The sequence below is a fragment of the Pseudomonas sp. SG20052 genome, from assembly GCF_031766055.1.
GTDB lineage: Bacteria > Pseudomonadota > Gammaproteobacteria > Pseudomonadales > Pseudomonadaceae > Aquipseudomonas > Aquipseudomonas mandelii.
On record NZ_CP134498.1, the window covers coordinates 6,284,104 to 6,306,866 of the forward strand.

A 22,763-nucleotide genomic window follows, 5' to 3' on the forward strand; every position below is an offset into this window, starting at 1 on the left:
GAAGGCGTCATTGGCAACGCCACAAATCACGGGTATTCCAGCACCGCTTTAATCTGCCGCAGATTCCGCTCGATCCACCCCCGATCAATCGCCCCCCACTCGCGAATCCGATAGCGCCCCGCATGGTTGCGCGCGCCCTCTTCCTGCTCGAACTCGCAAATGATGTCCAGGTCCGCCAATGCGGCAATTGTGTCCTGCGCCGTGCGCCGGGGCATGCCGGTTGCTTCGGTCAGCGCCGGGACGCTGCTGGCCAACCCGCTGTCGATCAGGTAGGCCACGTACAACCGGCGATAAAAGCTGCTCTTGGTCTTGCTTACATCCATTCAAACACTCCCTTTACTGCATATCCCGCCACGTCAGGTACACCCGCAGATCAAATTCCACCTGGTGATACCCCGGCAACATGTGTTCGCAGAGCTTGTAGAACGCCTTGTTGTGATCCGACTCTTTAAAGTGCGCCAGCTCATGCACGACGATCATTTTCAGAAACTCGGAGGGTGCTTCCTTGAACAACGAGGCCACCCGGATTTCCTTCTTGGACTTGAGCTTGCCGCCCTGCACCCGCGAGATTGTCGTGTGCAGGCCAAGGGCGCGATGGGTCAGGTCGAGGCGGTTGTCGAACAGCACCTTGTCGATGGCCGGCGCGTTGCGCAGGTATTCCTGCTTGAGGTCCAGCGCAAAGGTGTACAGCGCCTTGTCGCTCTGCACCGCGTGTTTTTCCGGGTAGCGCTTGCTCAGGTAGTCGCCCAGCCGACCTTCGGTGATCAGCTGGCGCACCTGGTCCTGCAACGCAGCGGGATAGGCCTGGAGGTATTTCAACGCGGTCATCAGGGTCGGCAACACGAATCACGAAAAGGTCGCCAGTGTAGCGAATTCAGCGGATCAGCGCGCTCCAGTCAAACGGCGTCACAAAGTCGCCGGCATCCTCGGCCATCATCGGCCGCCCCACCAGAAAACCTTGCACGTACTGGCAGCCGTTGGCTTGCAGCCATTCATATTGCGCGATGGTTTCCACCCCTTCGGCAATCACCAGCATCCCGTATTGCTTGCACAGGTCGATCACATTGCGCACCAGCGCCGCGTCCCGTTCTGACGCCGGCAATCGGGCGATCAAATGCCGGTCAAACTTGAGCGTGTCCAGTTCCAGATCGCGCAGATGCGCCAGTGAGCACGGTCCGGAGCCGAAGTCATCCAGCGCCACCCGCACTCCAAGATTGCGCAGCAAGCGCAGGGTCTTGCGGGTTTCTTCGGGGTTTTGCATCAACGCTTCTTCCGTCACTTCGACTTCCAGATAACGCGGCTGCAAGCCGTGACGCTCCAGCACCTGGCGCAATTCAGTGACCAGGTTGGGCATGCCGAACTGGGTGCTGCTCAAACTGACGCCCAGCACCAGGTCTTCGGCAAACAAGGTTTCCCACGCTTTGCGCTGGCCGGCCCCGCGATGGTAAATCCAGCTGCCCAGACGACTGATCAGCCGCGCCTCTTCCAGCAACGGCAAAAACAGCCCCGGCGGCACGTCACCGACGCTCGGGTGCTGCCAACGCAGCAGCGCTTCGAAACCACGAATCTGCCCGCTGTCTATCGCCACCTGCGGCTGATACACGAGGTTGAAATCACGGTTCTCAATGGCGGTGCGCACGCTATCTTCGAGCATCAGCCGCGAGCGCGCCCGGCCATTCATGTCGTGATCGTAGAAACGGTATTGCTGACGGCCGGCCCGTTTGGCTTCGTACATGGCAATGTCCGACGCACGCAGCAAGCCGTCGAGGTTCGAACCGCAATCCGGGTACGTGGCGATGCCGATGCTGGCGCCCAAGGCGATATCCAGACCATCAATCTGCTGACAGATCGACACCCGCTCAATAAGTTTCTCGGCGATCTTCGCCGCTTGCTCCGGGAACTCCAGATCCAGCAGCGCCGTGAACTCATCGCCGCCCATGCGCGCCAGAATGTCAAAGGGCCGCAGACAGGCTTTCAATTGCTCCGACACCCAGCGCAGCACCCGGTCGCCGGCATCGTGGCCGAGGGAATCGTTGACGCGCTTGAAGCCGTCGAGGTCCAGGTACAGCAGCACCCAGGCGCTGTCGGACCGTTCACCCCGCAACAGCAGATTCTCCACAGTTTGGTAGAAACCGCGACGATTGAGCAGCCCGGTCAGCGGATCCGTCACCGCCTGGAATTCCAGTTGCTGATGCAGATGGCGCACCACCGACATATCCAGCACCGTCACCACCATCGCATGTTGTTCGCTAGGCAATGGCGCACAAGACAGGGCCACCGGCACTTGCTGGCCGGGCGCCGTTCGCAGCAACGCGTCGTGCAGGCGCAGGGTCTCGCCGCGCCGGTAACCGGTATAAAAGTCAGAGTCCGCCCAGACCGGGATGTGCGGCTTTTGCAGGAAATCCAGAAACTCTTTGCCTTGCAGGTCTTGCACCGTGGCATTGAGCAACCGGGACATCGCCGGGTTGGCAAAGCGGATCACACCGTCTTCACCCACCACCAGGATGCCTTCGGCGGCGTTGTCCAGCACCGAGGCATTAAACGCGCGAGCGACCTCCAGATCGTGGCTCAGGCGCTGCAAGGCACGGCGATTGCGTTGATGCTCGAGCAACGCCTGAACTTTGGGCTTGAGAATTTGCGGGTCGAACGGCTTGAACAGGTAATCCACCGCACCACTGGCATAGCCCTTGATCACGGCGTCCTGGGACTGTTCGTTAGCGGTCAGGAAAATAATCGGTGTGAGACGGGTTCGCTGACTGCCGCGCATCAGGCGCGCCACTTCAAAACCATCCATGCCCGGCATCTGCACATCCAGCAGCACCAGGTCGACATCGTGTTCGAGCAACAGACTGAGCGCTTCGAAACCGGAAGCTGCGGTAATGACCTGCCAATCCTGGCGCTGGAGCAACGCGCGCAAGCTGATCAGGTTTTCAGGGTAATCATCGACGATTAAAAGGATCGAGCTGCCTTCAGCTGGCGTGGGGTGCGCGCATTCCATGCTGCTTCTCTTATTTCGGGGCGTCAGGCCAGTCTCTCGTGAAAACCGGCCAAATACTGAGCCTTCACTCTAGACCGGGATCCGCAAAAGCAGAAGCTGCCAGTGCGCCATCATTTAACCATCACGTACATTTGCCGACTAACGGTCGCTTCTACAGCCCCCTGAAACCGGGGAAGATGGCCTTTTGACAGGATTTTGACGCCATCCATCTGTCATTTTCGCATTAACAAATTGAACTTCTACGCTTATAAGGATGGCCCCCAAGGCGCGCGCCAGAGCTTCTGGCACGGGCGTGCAGCAAAAAAATCGTGGAAGCTTTTGACTATGATCGATCTCGCAACCTGGAACCTTAGCGTTCCTGTCGGCAGTCCGCCGTACACCGTTGACACCCCCAAACTGGTGAACGGCTTCAAGGATCAATACTTCCACTCCGACACCGGCACCCTGTTTTTCTGGTCCCCGGTCACCGGCTCCAAAACTGCAAATGCAAAATACCCCCGCACCGAACTGCGCGAAACCTACAGCAACGGCACCCTGAAAAACTGGCTCTACCCGGACGCCGACAACTCCCTGCGCGCCACCCTCGCAGTCAACCAGGTACCGAGCACGGGCAAAATCGTCATCGGCCAGATCCACGCCTATGAAAGCCAGAAACCCATGGTGAAGCTCGAGTATCAGTACAAGACCAGCACGCAATCGGGCAACATCGTCGCCAAGGTGCGCATGCGCCCGGATGACGACGAAGGCCGGATCATCACCATCGCCACCGGGGTGAAACTTGACCGGGAGTTCTCCTACCTCATCCACCTGAGCCCGGGCGGCGCGCTGGGCATCAGTGCGGCGGGGTATCAGTGGGACACCGACATCAGCAAGACCTGGCGCGACAAGCCGCTGTATTTCAAGGCCGGGGTCTATGTGCAAGACCACACCGGGTACACCAGCGAAGGTGGGAAAGTGACGTTCAGCAAGTTGGATATTGATCACGATAAGTAAGAACACCTCTGCCCCTGTAGCAGTTGTCGAGCAACGCGAGGCTGCGTTCGAGGATGAAGTCCTCTCAATCTCGACAGCTGCTACATCGTCCGAAAAACGCGTAGGACGCCTCTGACTGTGGCGAGGGAGCTTGCTCCCGCTGGGCTACGAAGTAGCCCCAAATCCTGCCACCTGATTCCCACAGACACACCACGCCACCGATTCACGGCGCCCACGTCGCCGAATGGGAACGAGTGCCCTTGCCACAATGACCGCATACACGTCCTACAGCCCGGTTGCGGCTACCCGAATCGCTGTCTTCTAAAGTTGGCCTGTCGCTGACATCGTTAGCGATAGGGTTTCGCAGCCCTGACGATACGTGTAGTAACCTAGCGCCTCGAAAAAAGGGGCACGTAAACGCTCGACCTCCTTTGTTATGGTGGCTGTGTGTGGGAGACCTTCGGGTCTGCCGGGTTCCTCGTATCCTCGGTCTGCGAACCCGCACACAGCTACCACCTAATTCGTTTCGCAGCGAAAGGCAGTAGCTCTTCTTTTAGATTCGAGGAGCTTTACTTATGACAATGAACAACCGCCCCGCCGCTTCACCCCCATGTCCCAAATCGCCACCGACTACCCCGTCCTGCTCATCGACAACGACGCCCCATTACGCGAACTCCACAACTGCGTCAGCGAACGCCTCAACGTCGTCCTCAAATATTTGAATCTGATGGCGTGCACCAGCCTGCCGGACTATGCGGAGCACGACATCAACACCGTCACCAACATTGCCCGGATCATGGTTCAGGACGTCGCCGACGTTTTTGGAGTCATTGAACAGCGCGGATTTGATACACCTAAGCAGCAGTAAAAATCAGGCAATAAAAACCCGCATCACTGCGGGTTTTTACTTAAATCAAGATAAAAATCATGGCGAACCGAAATACTACAGCCGGCCCGCAGCGCGCCCTGACTTTCATCTCGCTCTTGCTGTTATCTGCGGAACACGCAGGTCCTTTATAGTTTTTACTAAAATCTCTTTATCATGATCAGTGCCAACCAACGTCAACTTCAGCTTATTATCTTCAGACGAAACAAAAAGACCTGACACTGTGGCGCCATCATCCAGAGTCACATCAATCCGCTCCCCGCCATTCAGCGAACTCAATCGAGCCGAAATAGAAAGTTGAGTATTACTCCCGCCAAATTTACTATTTTCCATGACCCTGCTCTCCTTCAATAATAGTAAAAAGAAACCAAGAAAGGGGACAGATTTATTTAACACTTCCCTTCCTTTTCTCTCGGTTACGCATTAAACAATAGGCGGCAGCCAGCATTAAATCACCTGTAATAAATGACAGTTTTTTATACATTTTTGCGATAACGGAGTTAACTAAAAAGCAAGCGACAACTCGAAGCAAACAAAGGGGACAGATTTATTTAATCGATTATCTGCTGCTATGCTTCACCCATCACTACAAGGACGTAGGAGGCTATATGCCCAGAATGGGACGAGTTGTTTTACCCAATTATCCGCATCATGTCGTGCAACGAGGCCACAACAGGCAGGTCGTGTTCGCCGAGCCAGGCGACTTCCAGCGCTACCTCGAAGATCTGCGAGAGCTCAAAACGCTATACGACGTTAAAGTCTATGCCTTCTGCTTGATGACCAATCATGTCCATCTACTACTCGCACCAGGTAACTCCGTTGCGAGTCTCGGACAATTGATGAGAGGCCTGGCAGGCCGCATGACGCGCTATCGCAACAAGCTGGAAGGACGCTCCGGAACCTTGTGGGAGAGCCGATACAAATCCAGCGTGGTTCAGACCGACACCTATTTGCTGGCTTGTAGTCGATACATCGAGCTAAATCCGGTGCGAGCGCAAATGGTTCAGCATGCACAGGATTACCCTTGGTCGAGCTTGCACCTACGCCTCAACGAATCGGCTGAAAATCATTGGCTGGATGAAGATCTCTATTTCACCGAACTCGGTAAAACTAAAAATGAACGCCTTGCTCGCTATACCTCATTTATGGAACAGGCGATCCCATCTGCGGAGTTACAGCTGATTAGAGGTGCCCTTCAGCGTGGACAATTGACGGGTAATCCTCGATTCACAGATGAGATTGAAAAAATCACTGGATTGCGAATATCTCATCGAGCGCGAGGCAGGCCTGCGAAGCGACTCGAATAGAAGCATTAGGGGGCGATTAAATAAATCCGTCCCCTTGTCCCCTTTTCGGTTGAATCTCACATCGAGTGCAAGGCAGACCTGCAAAACGACTCGAACAGAAGAACGCCGGGGACGATTATTAAATAAATCTGTCCCCTTTAAGTTTTCCGAGCAAACAGGCGTGTCTGTTCGGCGGTGTACGCCGAGCCGTTGTCGCTTAGCCATTGCACCGGCGTAGCGGGCAGTTGATCACCAAAGCGCTTCTCCACGCTTTCCAGCATCAAGTCGCGGATATCATCGCCGCTGTACCCGGTCGGGCTCGCGACCCAGCCGATGGCTTCGCGATCACAGCAATCGAGGGCGAAGGTCACGCTCAGTTTGGCGCCGTCCTCGCAACGGAACTCAAAGCCGTCCGAGCACCAACGCGTATCGCTGGTTTGCACCGCAATACGGCCTTCGTGCCGACGCGGCACGCCGGGCTGTTTGATCCGGCGTTCAAGCAAAAGGTTGTGGTCACGCATCACCCGGTAAACCCGTTTCACGTTGACCGCCGGCAGCGACCGCTTTTCACGTGCACGACGCAGCAGTCCCCAGACGCGACGGTATCCATAGCTGGGCAGTTCGCTGACCTCTTGCTGGATTTCAGCGACCAGCTCTACATCGTTCACAGGCCTGCTTCGCCGCACTTTGGGCGATACCGATTGCTTGATTCGAACCGTTAATTGCGAGCGCGCCACACCGAGACATTCGCTGACCAGCTTCACTGGTCGTCCCCCGGCAACAAGGGTGAGTGCGCAATCCATTTTCGCGACCGGGCGATCTCCACGGCCTCTTTGAGGATTTCGGCTTCCATCGTTTTCTTGCCCAGCATCCGTTGCAGTTCACGGATCTGCTTGAGCGCATCGCTCAGCTCCGAGGCAGGCACCACGGCTTCGCCAGCACTGACCGCCGACAGGCTGCCGTCCTGATACAGCTTGCGCCACAAGAACAACTGATTGGCATTGATGCCGTTGCGCCGAGCGACGACCGACACACTTTGTCCTGGCTCAAGGCTCTCGCGAACCATGGCCAGCTTTTGCTCTGGACTCCAGCGGCGCCGCCGCTCCTGGCCCAAAAGCTCCCCACTCTTGTCGTTGCTATTAGTCATAAACATAACCGTTTGCCCATCCCTTATCGTAAGGGGAAACGGTGTCCTGTCTTTCATGGGGCTCGTTCAAAAACGAAGACCTCAAGCCTACCCCTTGCTGACCAAATCACGTCGGTCAGCAAGGGCGGATGTCAGGAAAAATGGGCACGCTAAACATGTTTAGTAAGTGCCCTTCAACACAGCCTCACTTTTCCTCTACCGGAAAGGCAGTTTCTTATTCCTGCAGCTCCCCCATACTCACGTAAACATTGCGACGAAAAAACGACAAGCGGTAGCGTTTTTGCTCAATTAAAGGGGGCTACCTGTCAGGTTTGACAGTAGCGGTGCATTTGGGAAAGGAGTTTCATAACTTTGCATTACCAAATTTACCGACGTGTAATAGCATGGAGAGAAAAAATGGCAACGGAAATCGTGACAACAACATTCCACGGGGTCGTTAAGTCCAGGACTGAGCCTCCTTCCGAGCCTTACTCAGGCCGCGGCTATGTCCCTCCCAAAGAATACACCTACATCGTTACCATTGAAGGCACGTGTAAAGACGCTAGTGTTACATCCGCAAATTACGCTGAAGTGGGAGACAAAGTTTCATTTACGGAAACCACTGGCGCTAAGGGGACTCTGGTGGCTGGGTTTGTAAGATCTTGATGAAAAAACACTAACCATGTCATAGAAGCCAAGCAGCATCGCGATTCGCCCGATACCGGCGAATGACATTTTACGGACCTGGACTTGGCCGGTACATGATGTTGGGGCTTCCAGATCATCCCCCTGGAGAATCGTCAGTTAACCGGGGATTGGATAATCTCAATTCACCGCAATAGCCATAAGTAACGTGAAACCCGCCCTTTCTTTTATGGGTATGGCGGGTTTTATCGTTTCCATCCCCCCTCCTCGCAATTAACTTCTTAGTACACAGAAAATAACGAATACGTGTTCAAACACCCAAGGAATCAATCACTTTGACTGGCGAACCCGACGTTAGCTGCGAGTACAATGTATGTGCCTGGGCTCCAATCTTGCAGACCATGCTTGCGTAACCACATCAGAACAGTCGTTTTGCCTTGAATCCCGTAGCACTCCTGAGCCTCTTTATAACTCAGCTCGCCTTTTTCGAACTTGTCGACGACCGACAATTTAAAATCAACGTGTAGTCTCGCTGACTACGCCTTTTCCTGCTTCCATTACGCCCTCCTAAAAATAGATCAGAAGGTATAAACCTTATTCAGGACGGGACACGGGCATAACAAAGGGGACAAAAAAAGGGGGACGACTATTAGACCGCCCCTTTTTATCCGTCACTCATCCACAAAAAACCGACACCCCTATAGCAAAAAGATATTAAAGACTGTCATTTATTACAGGTGACTGCGCCTACTCACAAAACTAAACTTATTTACGCAACACAAAGACAAGAACAGGGCACATAAATAAATCCGTCCCTTTTTCTTTGTTTTCTTTTAGTTTAGAAACTTCAATTAAAACATACGGAGATGTTAAACATGCCACAGACACCAGTATTCGCAAGCGCTAACGGTGCTTCGGGGCTTGGCTCAAGTCCTCGATTTTTCGGCAGCGCAGACCCCAACTACAGCGTTGAGATTGCTATTGCTAATGTTGGCACTGTACTCGGAAGAGGCGTTACCAACCCAAACGGACAATGGGCTGTCGACTTAACCGTCACACCGGGCGTATGGTATACAATTCAAGCTCGGAGCTACGTAACTCCGTCAGACCCCAACTCATATTCAGCCTGGAGTTCACCTATAACTTTCGCCGGCTAATCGCATTACTCGTTTAAGCGCTAAAAAAAACCCGCATCGCTGCGGGTTTTTTATTAACATTTTCAGACCTAGTTAACCTTAGCGTTCAACTCACCCTTCAAATACCGCTGGTACATCGCTTCCAACGAGATCGGCTTGATCTTCGAAGCGTTGCCAGCGGTACCGAATGCTTCGTAACGAGCGATACAAACGTCGCGCATCGCAGTCACAGTCGCGCCAAAGAACTTACGCGGATCAAACTCGCTAGGATTGGTAGCCATCAAACGACGCATCGCACCCGTCGAAGCCAGACGCAAGTCAGTATCAATGTTGACCTTACGCACACCGTACTTGATGCCTTCAACAATCTCTTCAACCGGCACGCCGTAGGTTTCTTTGATGTCGCCGCCGTACTGGTTGATGATCGCCAGCCACTCTTGCGGAACCGAAGAAGAACCGTGCATGACCAGGTGGGTGTTCGGGATGCGCTTGTGGATTTCCTTGATGCGGTCGATGGCCAGCACGTCGCCGGTAGGTGGCTTGGTGAATTTGTACGCGCCGTGGCTGGTGCCGATGGCGATGGCCAGGGCGTCGACCTGGGTGCGCTTGACGAAGTCAGCGGCTTCTTCCGGGTCGGTCAGCATCTGGCTGTGATCCAGAACGCCTTCGGCGCCGATACCGTCTTCTTCACCGGCCATGCCGGTTTCCAGCGAACCCAGGCAGCCCAGCTCGCCTTCTACCGAGACGCCGCAGGCGTGAGCCATGGCCACGGTTTGTTGGGTGACACGGACGTTGTAGTCGTAGTCGGTCGGGGTCTTGCCGTCTTCGCCCAGGGAACCGTCCATCATTACCGAGCTGAAGCCCAGCTGGATGGAGCGCTGGCAAACGTCAGGGCTGGTGCCGTGGTCCTGGTGCATGCACACCGGGATGTGCGGGAATTCTTCGATGGCGGCCAGGATCAGGTGACGCAGGAACGGTGCGCCGGCGTATTTGCGAGCACCGGCCGAGGCCTGGACGATCACCGGGGAGTCAGTCTTGTCAGCGGCTTCCATGATGGCGCGCATCTGCTCAAGGTTGTTGACGTTGAAGGCTGGAACGCCGTAGCCGAACTCGGCTGCGTGGTCCAGCATCTGGCGCATGCTGATAAGTGCCATTGTGTGTGTTTCTCCCGGTTTGGGTCGTTAATCGTGCCAGCCTGCCGGAGCGGCGGCGGCTATTCAAGTTATTGCAGATCGGGGGTTGGCCCGGGCTGCGAATTCGGTGTTGCCTGAATCTCTACAAGCCATCGAATTCCCGTAGGAGCGAAGCTTGCTCGCGAAAGCGGTTTAACTGGCACCCCATGTGTTGAATGTGATGACGTCTTCGCGAGCAAGCTTCGCTCCTACAGGTTTCTCACAGGCCTTCAATTACTGCGCTTTACAACCGCGGCCAATCAAATCATTGGTGGCGACCCAGTACACCAGGCCTTCCTCACCTTTTACGTGAAACGCCAGCATGTCGTTGCTGTACAGCGAACCTTCGGCGCCCGGTTCAAGCTTCAAGCGGTAGACCTGATCGGCCCCGCCGAGGCGCACGTCGACTTCCTTGCGGCTGTCGTCGGTGTAGCGCCAGAGCACTTTGGCCTGGCTGTCGCAGGTCCAGGTGGTCCAGTTGTCCGTCGATTCGGCAGGCTTGAACAGGTTGAAATTCGAGCAACCGGCCAGCAATGCCAACGCCGTAACGGCGATAAAACCTTTCATCCATGTTCCTCGACTGACGGCGCACGCCGCCAGCCCTGAGTAAAGTGTCTGACCCGTCAAGGGCAACCATGTTCCTTGGCCGGGGTCTGGGTCTCGTATTTCTCCAGGCCATCAGGCCCGGAACGCTTGTTGATCACAGGATTGGTTTCCGCTTGCCAGTCGGCCTGGTAGCAGCCTTTTTCCACTGACTGCGGCGCAGGTTCCGGCTTGGCTTTCGGGTTACTCCCGCAAGCCACCAGCATACCCGCGGCGATCAACAGCGCTAATGGCTTGACCATGAGAACACTCCTTTGCGTGGCCAAATGAATGACCTCAGCCCTTGGCCCGGCTTTCCAGGACTTCAACGGCAGGCAAGACCTTGCCTTCCACGAACTCGAGGAACGCGCCGCCGCCGGTAGAAATGTAGGAGATCTGGTCGGCAACGCCATATTTATCGATGGCAGCCAGGGTGTCGCCGCCGCCAGCGATGGAGAACGCCGAGCTTTCCGCGATGGCCTGGGCCAGCACTTTGGTGCCGTTACCGAACTGGTCAAATTCGAACACGCCCACCGGACCGTTCCACAGGATGGTCTTGGACGACTTCAGCAGCTCGGCGAAATTCGCCGCGGTCTGCGGGCCGATGTCCAGGATCATGTCGTCGGCGGCTACGTCAGCAATCAGCTTGACGGTGGCGGTCGCGCTTTCAGCGAATTCCTTGGCCACCACGACATCGACCGGCAGCGGCACGCTGACCTTGGCGGCGATGGCGCGAGCGGTGTCCAGCAGGTCCGGCTCGTACAGCGACTTGCCGACCGGGTGACCGGCAGCGGCCAGGAAGGTGTTGGCGATACCGCCGCCGACAATCAGCTGGTTGCAGATCTGGCTCAGGCTGTTCAGGACGTCGAGTTTGGTCGAGACCTTGGAACCGGCAACGATAGCAGCCATCGGCTGGGCCGGGGCGCCAAGGGCTTTGCCCAGTGCGTCCAGCTCAGCTGCCAGCAGCGGGCCAGCGGCGGCGACTTTGGCGAACTTGGCCACGCCATGGGTCGAACCCTCGGCGCGGTGAGCGGTGCCGAAGGCGTCCATCACGAACACATCGCACAGGGCGGCGTATTGCTGGGCCAGTTCGTCAGCGTTCTTTTTCTCGCCTTTGTTGAAGCGCACGTTTTCGAACAGCACGATGTCGCCCGCTTTCACGTCAACGCCGCCCAGGTAATCGGCGACCAGCGGCACTTCGCGGCCCAAGGCCTTGGTCAGGTAGTCAGCGACTGGCTTGAGGCTGTTCTCGGCTGAGAATTCGCCTTCGGTCGGACGACCCAGGTGCGAGCAGACCATCACGGCCGCGCCTTTTTCCAGGGCCAGCTTGATGGTCGGCAGCGAAGCCAGGATTCGCGCATCGCTGGTGACAACACCGTCCTTGACTGGGACGTTGAGGTCTTCGCGGATCAGTACGCGCTTACCTTGCAGATCGAGGTCGGTCATCTTCAACACGGTCATGGGTCGCAATTCCTGGGTTACTGTTTTTTGGAAATAGCTGTTTGCAGATAGTGTTCTGCAACGTCCAGCATTCGGTTGGCAAAACCCCATTCGTTGTCGAACCAGGCCAGGATGTTCACCAGCCGTGGGCCGGAAACTCGGGTCTGACTGGCATCGACGATGGCCGAATGTGGGTCATGGTTGAAATCACAGCTTGCATGGGGAAGCTCGGTGTAGGCCAGAAGGCCTTTGAGCGGGCCGCTGGTGGCAGCCTCGCGCAGAATCCGGTTGACCTCGGTGGCGTCGGTGTCGCTGACGGTCTGCATCGTTATGTCGAGGCAAGACACGTTAACCGTCGGCACCCGCACGGCTTTGGCCTGAATTCGCCCGGCAAGTTCCGGCAGCAGGCGTTCGATGCCACGTGCCAGACCAGTGGACACCGGAATCACCGACTGGAACGCCGAACGCGTGCGGCGCAGGTCTTCGTGATGATAGGCGTCGATGACCGGCTGATCGTTCATTGCCGAGTGAATGGTGGTGATCGACACGTATTCCAGACCAATGGCCTGATCCAGCAGACGCAACAGCGGAACGCCGCAGTTGGTGGTGCAGGACGCGTTGGACACCAGCAGCTCATCGCCGGTCAGGCAATCCTGGTTTACGCCGTAGACGATGGTGGCGTCGACATCCGCCTCACTGGCCATCGGCTGGGAAAACAGCACGCGGGGTGCGCCGGCGTCGAGGAAACGCTGGCCATCGGCACGCGTGTGGTAAGCGCCGGAGCACTCCAGCACCAGATCGACGCCCAGGGACGCCCAATCGATGCCTTCGGGGGTGGCACTGCGCAGGACTTTCACGCAGTCACCATTAATATGCAGACAATCGCCCTCTACTCGCACTTCGCCGGGAAAGCGCCCGTGAGTGGAGTCGAAGCGTGTCAGGTATTCGATGCTGGCCATGTCAGCCAGATCGTTGATCGCAACAATTTCAAACCCGGCCGCCGAGCCTCGCTCAAACAACGCACGCAAGACGCAACGACCAATCCGGCCGTAGCCGTTGAGTGCAACTTTGTAAGGACGCGGTTGAGGCATGGGGTTCTCGATGACGCTTGGGAATGAGGTTGCCTGGACTGCCGCCTCCGCGGGCAAGCCTCGCTCCTACAGGTCTTCGGTTGTCTTGAAAACAACGCGATCCCTTGTAGGAGCGAGGCTTGCCCGCGAAGACTTCAGCCCCGATAACGCTACTTCTGGATCAGTCTTCCAGCAGCTCTTCAGCCTGACCCAGGATGTTTTCCAGGGTAAAGCCGAACTCTTCGAACAAGGCAGGCGCAGGCGCCGACTCGCCGTAGGTGGTCATGCCGATCACGCGGCCTTCCAGGCCCACGTACTTGTACCAGTAGTCCGCGTGCGCGGCTTCGATGGCGATACGGGCGCTGACTTGCAACGGCAGAACCGCTTGCTTGTAGCCGGCGTCCTGGGCATCGAACACGCTGGTGCACGGCATCGAAACAACACGCACCTTGCGACCTTGCTCGGTCAGCTTGTCGTAGGCCTGAACCGCCAGACCGACTTCCGAACCGGTGGAGATCAGGATCAGCTCAGGCTCGCCTGCACAGTCCTTCAACACGTAACCGCCACGGGCGATATCCGCGATCTGCAGCGCGCTGCGTTCCTGATGCTGCAGGTTCTGACGCGAGAAGATCAGCGCCGAAGGGCCGTCCTTGCGCTCGATGGCCTGTTTCCAGCAAACGGCCGATTCAACGGCATCGGCTGGACGCCAGGTGTCGAGGTTCGGTGTGCTGCGCAGGCTGGTCAGTTGCTCGATCGGCTGGTGAGTCGGGCCGTCTTCGCCCAGACCGATGGAGTCGTGGGTGTAGACGAACACCACGCGCTTCTTCATCAGCGAAGCCATGCGCACGGCGTTGCGGGCGTATTCCATGAACATCAGGAAGGTGGCGCCGTAAGGCACCAGACCGCCGTGCAGGGCCACGCCGTTCATGATCGCGCTCATGCCGAATTCGCGAACGCCGTAGTACATGTAATTGCCGCTGGCGTCTTCAGCCGAAACACCTTTGCAACCTTTCCACAGGGTCAGGTTGGAACCGGCCAGGTCAGCGGAGCCGCCGAGCAGTTCAGGCAACAGCGGGCCGTAGGCATTCAGTGCGTTCTGGCTGGCTTTACGGCTGGCGATGGTCTCGCCCTTGGCCGCAACTTCAGCGATGTAAGCCGAGGCTTTTTCCGCGAAGTCTTCTGGCAGATCGCCGCCCAGGCGACGGACCAGTTCGTTGGCCAGCTCAGGGAAAGCCGCAGAGTAGGCAGCGAAACGCTGATCCCACTCGGCTTCGGCCGCGCGGCCAGCTTCCTTGGCGTCCCACTCGGCATAGATGTCAGCCGGGATTTCGAACGGGCCGTGGTTCCATTTCAGCGCGGCACGGGTCAAGGCGATTTCCGCGTCACCCAATGGGGCGCCGTGGCAGTCTTCTTTACCTTGCTTGTTCGGCGAACCGAAACCGATGGTGGTCTTGCAGCAGATCAGGGTTGGCTGATCGCTTTTACGCGCGGTTTCGATCGCGGTCTTGATCTCTTCCGGGTCATGACCGTCGACGTTGCGGATCACCTGCCAGTTGTAGGCTTCGAAACGCTTAGGCGTGTCGTCGGTGAACCAGCCTTCGACTTCGCCATCGATGGAGATGCCGTTGTCGTCGTAGAAAGCGATCAGCTTGCCCAGGCCCAATGTACCGGCCAGGGAGCCAACTTCGTGGGAAATGCCTTCCATCATGCAGCCATCACCCAGGAACACGTAGGTGTGGTGATCGACAACATTGTGGCCAGGACGGTTGAACTGCGCCGCCAGGACTTTTTCAGCCAGGGCGAAACCGACGGCGTTGGCCAAGCCTTGGCCCAGAGGACCGGTGGTGGTTTCAACGCCCGGGGTGTAGCCGAATTCCGGGTGACCCGGGGTGCGGCTGTGCAGTTGGCGGAAATTTTTCAGGTCATCGATCGACAGGTCGTAGCCGGTCAGGTGCAGCAGCGAGTAGATCAACATCGAGCCGTGACCGTTGGACAGCACGAAGCGGTCACGGTCGGCGAACGATGGATTGCTCGGGTTGTGCTTCAGGTAGTCACGCCAAAGTACTTCGGCGATATCCGCCATACCCATCGGGGCACCGGGATGGCCGCTGTTGGCTTTTTGCACGGCATCCATGCTGAGGGCACGAATGGCGTTGGCACGCTCACGACGGCTGGGCATCGCTGTTCTCCTGCGGGTTCTGTATCGAGAGTGAATAAAACGAAACGGAAAAAAGGCGAGCATTTTCCCTCACCCACCCGCCTCGGGGCAATGACAGATAGTCATCTGGAGGCGTTTTTCCAATTGTTAACAGCGGTTTCGACTGATGAAACCTTTCTGCAGTTCGTTTGTTGACTGAACCTAACGTCTGGAAGTGCCATCTATCGACCAATATCAAAACTTTTTGATATTGCCCTTGCGGTGATTTCTGAGCGTCACTAGACTGCTGGCCTTATGAATTTACGCGTGCCTTCCATTCAACATGACGATTGCGATGAGCTGGCGGCCCTGTGCAAGGCCGGCGGTGATCCTCTGCGGCTGAATGTATTGCGTGCGCTGGCCAACGATTCGTTTGGCGTACTGGAACTGGCGCAGATCTTCGGTATCGGTCAGTCCGGCATGAGCCACCACCTCAAGGTCCTGGCCCAGGCCGACCTGGTGGCGACCCGCCGTGAAGGCAACGCGATTTTCTACCGTCGCGCCCTGCCCCACACCGACCTGCTGGGCGGCAAGCTGCACGCCGCCTTGCTCGAAGAAGTGGACAACCTGACGTTGCCGGCCGATGTGCAGTCGCGGATCGCTCAGGTCCATGGACAACGAGCGGCGGCCAGCCAGGACTTTTTCTCACGGGTGGCGGAGAAGTTTCGTGCCCAGCAAGACTTGATCGCCGGCCTGCCGCAATACCGCGAAAGCGTGGTGGCGCTGCTTGACAAGCTGAGTTTCAGAGACGGCGCGACGGCCATTGAAGTCGGCCCCGGCGACGGTGAGTTTCTGCCGGAACTGGCGCGCCGCTTCACCGAGGTCACGGCGCTGGACAACAGCCCGGCGATGCTCGAACTGGCGCGCCAGGTCTGCGAACGTGAAACGCTGGCTAACGTCAGCCTGCAACTGGCCGATGCATTGAATGGCGTGAGCCTCAAGGCCGATTGCGTTGTACTGAACATGGTGCTGCACCATTTCGCCGCGCCGGCCGAAGCACTCAAGCACATGGCCGACTTGCTGCAACCGGGCGGTAGCCTGCTCGTGACAGAGTTATGTAGCCACAACCAGAGTTGGGCCAGGGAGGCCTGCGGTGATCTGTGGTTGGGGTTTGAACAGGACGATTTGGCCCGTTGGGCCACCGCTGCGGGACTCGTTCCCGGGGAAAGCCTCTATGTAGGCTTACGTAATGGTTTCCAGATCCAGGTCCGCCATTTTCAGCGACCGGCTGGCGACACTCACCATCGGTAAATTCAGGAAAAAATCGAGATGAGCGAATACTCCCTCTTCACCTCCGAGTCCGTGTCCGAAGGGCACCCGGACAAAATCGCCGACCAGATTTCCGATGCGGTGCTGGACGCCATCATTGCTGAAGACAAGTTCGCCCGCGTAGCGTGCGAAACCCTGGTTAAAACCGGCGTGGCAATCATCGCAGGTGAAGTCACCACGTCGGCCTGGGTCGACCTGGAAGAGATCGTGCGTAACGTCATTCTGGACATCGGCTACAACAGCTCCGATGTCGGCTTCGACGGTGCCACTTGCGGCGTGATGAACATCATCGGCAAGCAGTCCCCTGACATTAACCAGGGTGTCGACCGTGCCAAGCCTGAAGATCAGGGCGCTGGCGACCAGGGCCTGATGTTCGGCTACGCCAGCAACGAAACCGACGTGCTGATGCCAGCACCGATCACTTTCTCGCACCAGCTTGTGCAGCGCCAGGCCGAAGCCCGTAAATCCGGCCTGCTGCCTTGGCTGCGCCCGGACGCCAAGTCGCAAGTGACTTGCCGTTACGAAGGCGGCAAGGTCGTCGGTATCGACGCCGTTGTACTGTCGACCCAGCACAACCCTGAAGTGTCGTACAAAGACCTGCGCGAAGGCGTGATGGAGCTGATCGTCAAGCACGTGTTGCCTGCCGAACTGCTGACCAAAGACACCCAGTTCCACATCAACCCGACTGGCCAGTTCATCATCGGTGGCCCGGTGGGTGACTGCGGCCTGACCGGTCGCAAGATCATCGTCGACAGCTACGGCGGCATGGCCCGTCACGGCGGCGGCGCGTTCTCCGGCAAGGATCCATCGAAGGTTGACCGTTCGGCAGCCTACGCCGGTCGTTACGTGGCCAAGAACATCGTTGCGGCCGGCCTGGCCGAGCGTTGCGAGATTCAGGTTTCCTACGCGATCGGTGTTGCCCAGCCGACTTCGATCTCGTTGAACACCTTCGGCACCGGCAAGATCAGCGACGACAAGATCGTCAAACTGGTCCGCGAAATCTTCGACCTGCGTCCATACGCGATCACCACCATGCTCGACCTGCTGCACCCGATGTACCAGGAAACCGCTGCGTACGGCCACTTCGGTCGCACCCCGGCAACCAAGACTGTGGGCGAAGACACCTTCACCACGTTCACCTGGGAAAAGACCGACCGCGCCGACGACCTGCGTACTGCAGCCGGCCTGTAAGACTTTCCTGGCGGTACCAAAAGCCCCGCACGGTTCGCCGTGCGGGGCTTTTTATTGGTTTCGCTTTACACCGGATCGCCCCCATCGCGAGCAGGCTCGCTCCCACATTAGTCCTGTCATGCGCCAGCTTTGCCCTCACTGAAGATCCAGCCCGGAAACACCAGGCAAAACACCCACTCCTTCCTAAAAAAAATACTGACTAACCTTCAAGCATCCCCCCTGAGCAAGGACGCTCACGATGCTTCTGCGCCTGTTTTCCGCTTTGTTCCTGACCCTGCTTTGCCTGAGTTCGAACGCTGCCGACTGCCCCGACTGGTCACCCGCCCGCGCCCTGGACGAAATCACTGCCCTGCAAAAACAGATCGATTTCTGGGACGACAACTATCACCGCCACGGACGCTCGCTGGTCGCCGATGAAATCTATGATCAATCCCGCGCGCGATTGAGCGAATGGCGTGAGTGCTTTGATTTGAGTCTGGCGCCCGACCCCTTGCGCACGGCGGGCGGCAAGATGGCCCACCCCATCGCTCACACCGGCCTGGAAAAACTGCGTGATGGCGGAGCAGTCGAGCATTGGCTACGCGAGCGCAATGACATCTGGATACAACCCAAGGTCGACGGCGTGGCCGTGACGCTGATCTATCGCAACGGCTCGCTGCATCAGGCGATCAGCCGCGGTGACGGCGTCAATGGCCAGGACTGGACCGCCTCGGCCCGACAGATTGCGGCCATTCCCCGGCATCTGCCGCAACCATTGGATGTGCTGGTGCAAGGCGAACTCTACTGGCGCCTGACCGACCATGTGCAAGCCAAGGCAGGCAGCCTCAACGCCCGCTCCACGGTGGCCGGGTTGATGGCCCGCAAAGAGCTGACCGCCGAGCAGGCAGGTGGTATCGGGTTGTTTGTCTGGGATTGGCCGCAAGGCCCGGCAAGCCTGCCGGCGCGCGTGGCGGCTCTCGATGAAATGGGTTTTCCGGGCACGGCGCCCTACAGTCAGCCGATCAAGGTGTTCGCCGACGCTGAACGATGGCGCGATCACTGGTATCGCACGCCACTGCCCTTCGCCAGTGACGGCGTCGTTTTGCGTCAGAGCCAGCGACCACCGGCAGAACGCTGGCAGGCGCGCCCCTCCTTCTGGAGCGTTGCCTGGAAGTATCCGTTCGCCCAGGCACTGGCCGAAGTGCGCAAGGTCCACTTCAAGATTGGTCGCACGGGGCGGATTACTCCGGTGCTGGACCTGACGCCGGTGAAGCTGGATGACCGACAGATCAAACGGGTAAGCGTCAGCTCCCTGCGACGCTGGGAAGAGCTGGATGTCCGCCCTGGGGATCAGGTGTCCATCAGCCTGGCGGGACTGACCATTCCAAGGCTCGATGGCGTCGTGCTGCGCAGTACCGAACGCACTGAATTAAACGTGCCATCGGCAGCAGACTTTCACCATTTGAGTTGCTGGCAACCGACATCAGGCTGCGAGAGCCAATTCCTCGCGCGCCTGACCTGGCTCAGCGGCAAGCAAGGACTGGCTTTGCCCCATCTCGGCCCTGGCACCTGGGAGAAACTTTTCGAAACAGGCCGCCTCGACAGCCTGTTGGATTGGTTGACCCTCGATGCTCAAGAGCTTGCTAACATTGATGGCTTCGGCGAACGCAGCGCGGCTCGTCTTCTAAACAGCTTCAACAGCGCCCGGCAACGCCCTTTCGCTCGCTGGCTCAAAGCCTTGGGGTTGCCGCCGACCGGCCAGGCACGGCTTGCCGATTCATGGCAGGAACTGGCGAATAGAAGCACCGAACAATGGCAGGCAGAAGCAGGTATCGGCCCGGGACGCGCAGCGCAATTGAGCGCCTTTTTCCGCGACCCGCACGTCCTGGCACTGAGTCAAACATTACGTATGGCCGGGATTGACGGCTTTTAAACGCCGAGCCCCCGGCAGCCCGGGAACCCAAAGGGGCCGACGGGCTCAAACGCCCATCGCCACATCGACCCGATTGTCTTCGCACTTGGAGCTTTTATGAAATTTCTTTCACCACTCGCCTTGCTGACCCTTTGCAGCGTGATGGCCGCTCCCCTGATGGCCGCCGAAGAAGCCCCGGGGCTGACCGGCTGCGCCGCCAAGAAACAGGGGATCATCAATCAGATCGAACTGGCCAAATCCCACGGCAATGCTGAACAGCAGGCTGGCCTCGAAACAGCCCTGAGCGAAGTCACCACCCATTGCACCGACGCCTCGCTGAAGAAAGAACGGGAAAACAAGGTGCTCGACGCCAAGCATGAAGTCAGCCAGCGCCAGGCCGATCTGGACAAGGCCATGAAGAAAGGCGATCCGGACAAGATCAACAAGCGCAAAGACAAACTTGCCGAGTCCCGAAAGGAATTGCAGAACGCGCTCGACGAGTTGGACAAGTAACCCCCGAATTGAGCGAGGGAGCTTTTGTGACGAGGGGCTTGTCGGAACGCCCCCCCTCGCCACAGGAATGCATTGCCAATCAATGATCCCGAAACTCTTTATGGCAGGCACTACAGGCATCTTCGACTTTCTGCACCGCCGGGCCCAGGTTACTGGCCTTGTAAGGCTGAACCTTGCTGGCAATCACCAATTCACCGGTGGCGGCTTCAAGGGTGCGGGCCATGTCCTGGAAGCGTGCCTGCTGCTGCCACACATTGTCCTTGGCGCTGCTGTGATCTTCTTCACGCACTTGCGGGAAATGTTTCCAAGGCTCACGGGACAAGGTGTCGAGTTTCACGGCGCCTTCGGCAAATTTCGGACCGTCGAACGGGATACGACCACGCAACATACCGCCCAGGTCTTCACCGGTCTTGAGCATCTGTTTGAAGATCGCCTTGCGTTGTCCCAGCGGCGAATTCGGATCAACGCCACCGCAGGCAGACAAGGTCAGGCAGGCCAGCAATACAACAGAAAGTCTTTTAAGAGTCATGGTGGCTTCAGGTCACGGGAAACGGCGGCCAGTATCCTCGTGTCATCGGCAAAGACCAATAGCCCTATTATCAATACGGGTTGTTTGAGCGCATGGAGCACTCAGGCAACCGACAAAGGAATTACTCCATGAACAGCCGTTTCAAGGCATGGCGTCACCACCTCGTGTGGACTCTTCCAATGGTGGCCGTGCTCGCCGGCTGCACCGGCGGCGATAAAGACACCCCTAAAACCCACGCCCTGGCGACCTACTCCAGTACCAGCTGGGAAGCATTGCCGGCGGTGTCCGACACCGACCTGGTCGCCGGCTTCGGCTCGTGGCGTAGCGCCTGCACCCGACTCAAGGCCGACCCGGTCTGGGGATCGACCTGCGCGGCTTCCGCCAATGTGCCGCAGACCGCCAGCGACATTCGCGGCTTCCTCAAGCAGAACCTCGACGTCTACGGCCTGCGCGCCGCCAATGACAATCCCAACGGTTTGATCACCGGCTATTACGAGCCGGTCTACCCGGGCAGCCTGACCCAGACCGAAGTGGCGAACATTCCGGTGTACGGCGTGCCCGAGGACATGATCATTGTCTCGCTGGACAGCATCTACCCGGAACTCAAAGGCAAACGCCTGCGCGGACGCCTCGAAGGTCGCGTGCTCAAGCCTTATGACGATGCGGCAACGATTGAGACCAATGGAGTAAAAGCGCCAGTGGTTGCGTGGCTGACCGACCCGATGAACCTGCAATTCCTGCAAATCCAGGGTTCGGGTCGCATCCAGCTCGACGACGGCCGCCAACTGCGCATTGCCTATGCTGACCAGAACGGCCATCCCTATCGCCCCATCGGGCGCTGGCTGGTGGAGCAAGGCGAGCTGAAGAAGGAAGACGTGACCATGGGCGCCATCAGCACGTGGGCAAAAGCCAATCCGTCGCGCATTCCGGAACTGCTGGGCAGCAACCCCAGTTACGTGTTCTTCACTCGCAACCCGGACAGCAACGAAGGGCCACGCGGCTCGCTGAACGTTCCGCTGACGGCCGGTTACAGCGCGGCAGTGGACCGCAAAGTCATTCCGCTGGGCAGCCTGTTGTGGTTATCCACGACAAAACCGGACGGTACTGCACTGATACGGCCCGTGGCGGCGCAAGACACTGGCGGCGCGATTGCCGGCGAAGTGCGTGCGGATCTGTTCTGGGGCACTGGCGAGGCGGCCGGGCAATTGGCCGGGGACATGAAACAGCAAGGGCAGATCTGGATGCTCTGGCCTAAAGGCGCGGCGTTGCCGCAAGTGCCGCAGGTTGCCGATGCGGCGAAGGCCAACCCGTAAGCCTTGTATTTGCAGTTAGATAGTCATCGCGAGCAGGCTCGTTCCCACAGTAGATCTCGGTTGTACACAGCATTTGTGTTCACTGAAGATCAACTGTGGAAGCGAGCCTGCTCGCGATGAGGCCAGACAAATCACCGCAATACTTTCAGACCGACACCACAAAGAAACTGGCAATCAACCCCATCCCCACAAACCACACCAGCGACCGCAATATCGCCCAGTCCGCCAGGTAGCAAATGATGTACAGCAGCCGACTGGTGATAAACAGCACCGCCAGCACGTTGACCGTCACCAACTGCGCCGTGCCCACCAGATGCGCAACAATCACCGCGATCGCAAACGCCGGGGTCACTTCAAAGCTGTTCAGTTGCGCCGCATGCGCGCGCCTGCCCAGACCATTGAGCGACTCGAGAAAGTCCCGGGGGTCATGGTTGTCTTGCAGCCTGAACCTGCCACTGACCTTGGCGATGACCGTGCAGAGATAGGGCAGGAAAATCGCGATCAAAACGCACCACAGAGCAACCGTCATAAAGCAGTCCTTTCTTCA

Annotated in this window: 20 protein-coding genes and 2 pseudogenes; 8 read left to right on the plus strand and 14 right to left on the minus strand. The window is 57.8% G+C overall.

Annotation, left to right across the window (positions count from 1 at the left end; all coding sequences use genetic code 11):
• Positions 1 to 26: 26 nt before the first annotated feature.
• Genes RHP74_RS28895 through RHP74_RS28905 form a run of 3 tightly spaced genes read right to left on the minus strand, consistent with a single transcriptional unit; the run spans position 27 to position 2,998 of the window.
• A complete protein-coding gene (locus tag RHP74_RS28895) occupies positions 27 to 323 on the minus strand; it encodes a helix-turn-helix domain-containing protein (RefSeq protein WP_010466964.1) in 297 nt (98 codons plus the stop codon).
• A 13-nt stretch (positions 324 to 336) separates the two neighbouring features.
• Positions 337 to 828 carry a M48 family metallopeptidase gene (locus RHP74_RS28900; RefSeq protein WP_010466956.1) on the minus strand — a complete coding sequence of 164 codons (492 nt, stop codon included), beginning with the start codon at positions 826 to 828 and terminating at the stop codon, positions 337 to 339.
• 46 nt (positions 829 to 874) lie between these two features.
• Positions 875 to 2,998, minus strand: a complete 2,124-nt coding sequence (locus tag RHP74_RS28905) for a bifunctional diguanylate cyclase/phosphodiesterase (protein ID WP_077747257.1) — start codon at positions 2,996 to 2,998, stop codon at positions 875 to 877.
• Between the two features lie 324 nt (positions 2,999 to 3,322).
• On the opposite strand from RHP74_RS28905, the gene RHP74_RS28910 reads away from it, so the two are divergent.
• Entirely contained in the window at positions 3,323 to 3,991 is a 669-nt protein-coding gene (locus RHP74_RS28910; RefSeq protein ID WP_145306765.1) for a polysaccharide lyase family 7 protein, read from the plus strand.
• Between the two features lie 589 nt (positions 3,992 to 4,580).
• A complete protein-coding gene (locus RHP74_RS28915) occupies positions 4,581 to 4,838 on the plus strand; it encodes a fructose-bisphosphate aldolase (RefSeq protein WP_311096802.1) in 258 nt (85 codons plus the stop codon).
• Between the two features lie 105 nt (positions 4,839 to 4,943).
• On the opposite strand, the gene RHP74_RS28920 is transcribed toward RHP74_RS28915, so the two are convergent.
• The gene (locus RHP74_RS28920; protein WP_311096803.1) at positions 4,944 to 5,189 is read right to left on the minus strand and encodes a hypothetical protein; all 246 of its coding nucleotides are present in this window, start codon (positions 5,187 to 5,189) and stop codon (positions 4,944 to 4,946) included.
• Between the two features lie 275 nt (positions 5,190 to 5,464).
• On the opposite strand from RHP74_RS28920, the gene RHP74_RS28925 reads away from it, so the two are divergent.
• Positions 5,465 to 6,163 (plus strand): transposase, encoded by a 699-nt coding sequence (locus RHP74_RS28925; RefSeq protein WP_311096804.1) that lies wholly within the window; start codon positions 5,465 to 5,467, stop codon positions 6,161 to 6,163.
• A gap of 149 nt (positions 6,164 to 6,312) precedes the next feature.
• Here RHP74_RS28925 and RHP74_RS28930 read toward each other — a convergent pair.
• The 8 genes and pseudogenes from RHP74_RS28930 to tkt form a co-directional block, all read right to left on the minus strand.
• Positions 6,313 to 7,289: pseudogene (locus RHP74_RS28930) on the minus strand (IS3 family transposase); the annotation flags it as partial.
• 1,001 nt (positions 7,290 to 8,290) lie between these two features.
• Positions 8,291 to 8,502 (minus strand): annotated as a pseudogene (locus RHP74_RS28935) (hypothetical protein); the annotation flags it as partial.
• Between the two features lie 636 nt (positions 8,503 to 9,138).
• The gene (gene fba, locus RHP74_RS28940) at positions 9,139 to 10,203 is read right to left on the minus strand and encodes a class II fructose-bisphosphate aldolase (protein WP_007913760.1); all 1,065 of its coding nucleotides are present in this window, start codon (positions 10,201 to 10,203) and stop codon (positions 9,139 to 9,141) included.
• Positions 10,204 to 10,455: 252 nt separating this feature from the next.
• Positions 10,456 to 10,788, minus strand: a complete 333-nt coding sequence (locus RHP74_RS28945) for an MliC family protein (RefSeq protein WP_077747251.1) — start codon at positions 10,786 to 10,788, stop codon at positions 10,456 to 10,458.
• A 56-nt stretch (positions 10,789 to 10,844) separates the two neighbouring features.
• Positions 10,845 to 11,066, minus strand: coding sequence for a hypothetical protein (locus RHP74_RS28950; protein WP_010466937.1), 222 nt, complete (start codon positions 11,064 to 11,066; stop codon positions 10,845 to 10,847).
• Positions 11,067 to 11,100: 34 nt separating this feature from the next.
• Positions 11,101 to 12,264 carry a phosphoglycerate kinase gene (locus tag RHP74_RS28955; RefSeq protein ID WP_311096805.1) on the minus strand — a complete coding sequence of 388 codons (1,164 nt, stop codon included), beginning with the start codon at positions 12,262 to 12,264 and terminating at the stop codon, positions 11,101 to 11,103.
• Positions 12,265 to 12,281: 17 nt separating this feature from the next.
• Positions 12,282 to 13,334 (minus strand): erythrose-4-phosphate dehydrogenase, encoded by a 1,053-nt coding sequence (gene epd / locus RHP74_RS28960; protein ID WP_010466935.1) that lies wholly within the window; start codon positions 13,332 to 13,334, stop codon positions 12,282 to 12,284.
• Between the two features lie 160 nt (positions 13,335 to 13,494).
• Positions 13,495 to 15,492, minus strand: a complete 1,998-nt coding sequence (gene tkt, locus RHP74_RS28965; RefSeq protein ID WP_154912929.1) for a transketolase — start codon at positions 15,490 to 15,492, stop codon at positions 13,495 to 13,497.
• Positions 15,493 to 15,765: 273 nt separating this feature from the next.
• Between tkt and RHP74_RS28970 the strand changes: the two genes are divergently transcribed.
• From RHP74_RS28970 to RHP74_RS28985, 4 genes are all read left to right on the plus strand, one after another.
• Positions 15,766 to 16,761, plus strand: a complete 996-nt coding sequence (locus RHP74_RS28970; protein WP_010466932.1) for a metalloregulator ArsR/SmtB family transcription factor — start codon at positions 15,766 to 15,768, stop codon at positions 16,759 to 16,761.
• Between the two features lie 18 nt (positions 16,762 to 16,779).
• Entirely contained in the window at positions 16,780 to 17,970 is a 1,191-nt protein-coding gene (metK, locus tag RHP74_RS28975) for a methionine adenosyltransferase (RefSeq protein ID WP_010466931.1), read from the plus strand.
• A gap of 238 nt (positions 17,971 to 18,208) precedes the next feature.
• Positions 18,209 to 19,882 carry an NAD-dependent DNA ligase LigB gene (gene ligB / locus RHP74_RS28980; RefSeq protein WP_311096806.1) on the plus strand — a complete coding sequence of 558 codons (1,674 nt, stop codon included), beginning with the start codon at positions 18,209 to 18,211 and terminating at the stop codon, positions 19,880 to 19,882.
• 96 nt (positions 19,883 to 19,978) lie between these two features.
• Positions 19,979 to 20,374 carry a DUF1090 domain-containing protein gene (locus RHP74_RS28985; protein WP_010466929.1) on the plus strand — a complete coding sequence of 132 codons (396 nt, stop codon included), beginning with the start codon at positions 19,979 to 19,981 and terminating at the stop codon, positions 20,372 to 20,374.
• 79 nt (positions 20,375 to 20,453) lie between these two features.
• Here the strand turns inward: RHP74_RS28985 and RHP74_RS28990 are convergent, their stop codons facing one another.
• The gene (locus tag RHP74_RS28990) at positions 20,454 to 20,903 is read right to left on the minus strand and encodes a cytochrome c (protein WP_042932506.1); all 450 of its coding nucleotides are present in this window, start codon (positions 20,901 to 20,903) and stop codon (positions 20,454 to 20,456) included.
• A 128-nt stretch (positions 20,904 to 21,031) separates the two neighbouring features.
• Between RHP74_RS28990 and RHP74_RS28995 the strand changes: the two genes are divergently transcribed.
• A complete protein-coding gene (locus tag RHP74_RS28995) occupies positions 21,032 to 22,216 on the plus strand; it encodes a murein transglycosylase A (protein ID WP_221107589.1) in 1,185 nt (394 codons plus the stop codon).
• A gap of 145 nt (positions 22,217 to 22,361) precedes the next feature.
• Here the strand turns inward: RHP74_RS28995 and RHP74_RS29000 are convergent, their stop codons facing one another.
• Positions 22,362 to 22,745 (minus strand): MAPEG family protein, encoded by a 384-nt coding sequence (locus RHP74_RS29000; protein WP_010466926.1) that lies wholly within the window; start codon positions 22,743 to 22,745, stop codon positions 22,362 to 22,364.
• Positions 22,746 to 22,763 lie beyond the last annotated feature (18 nt).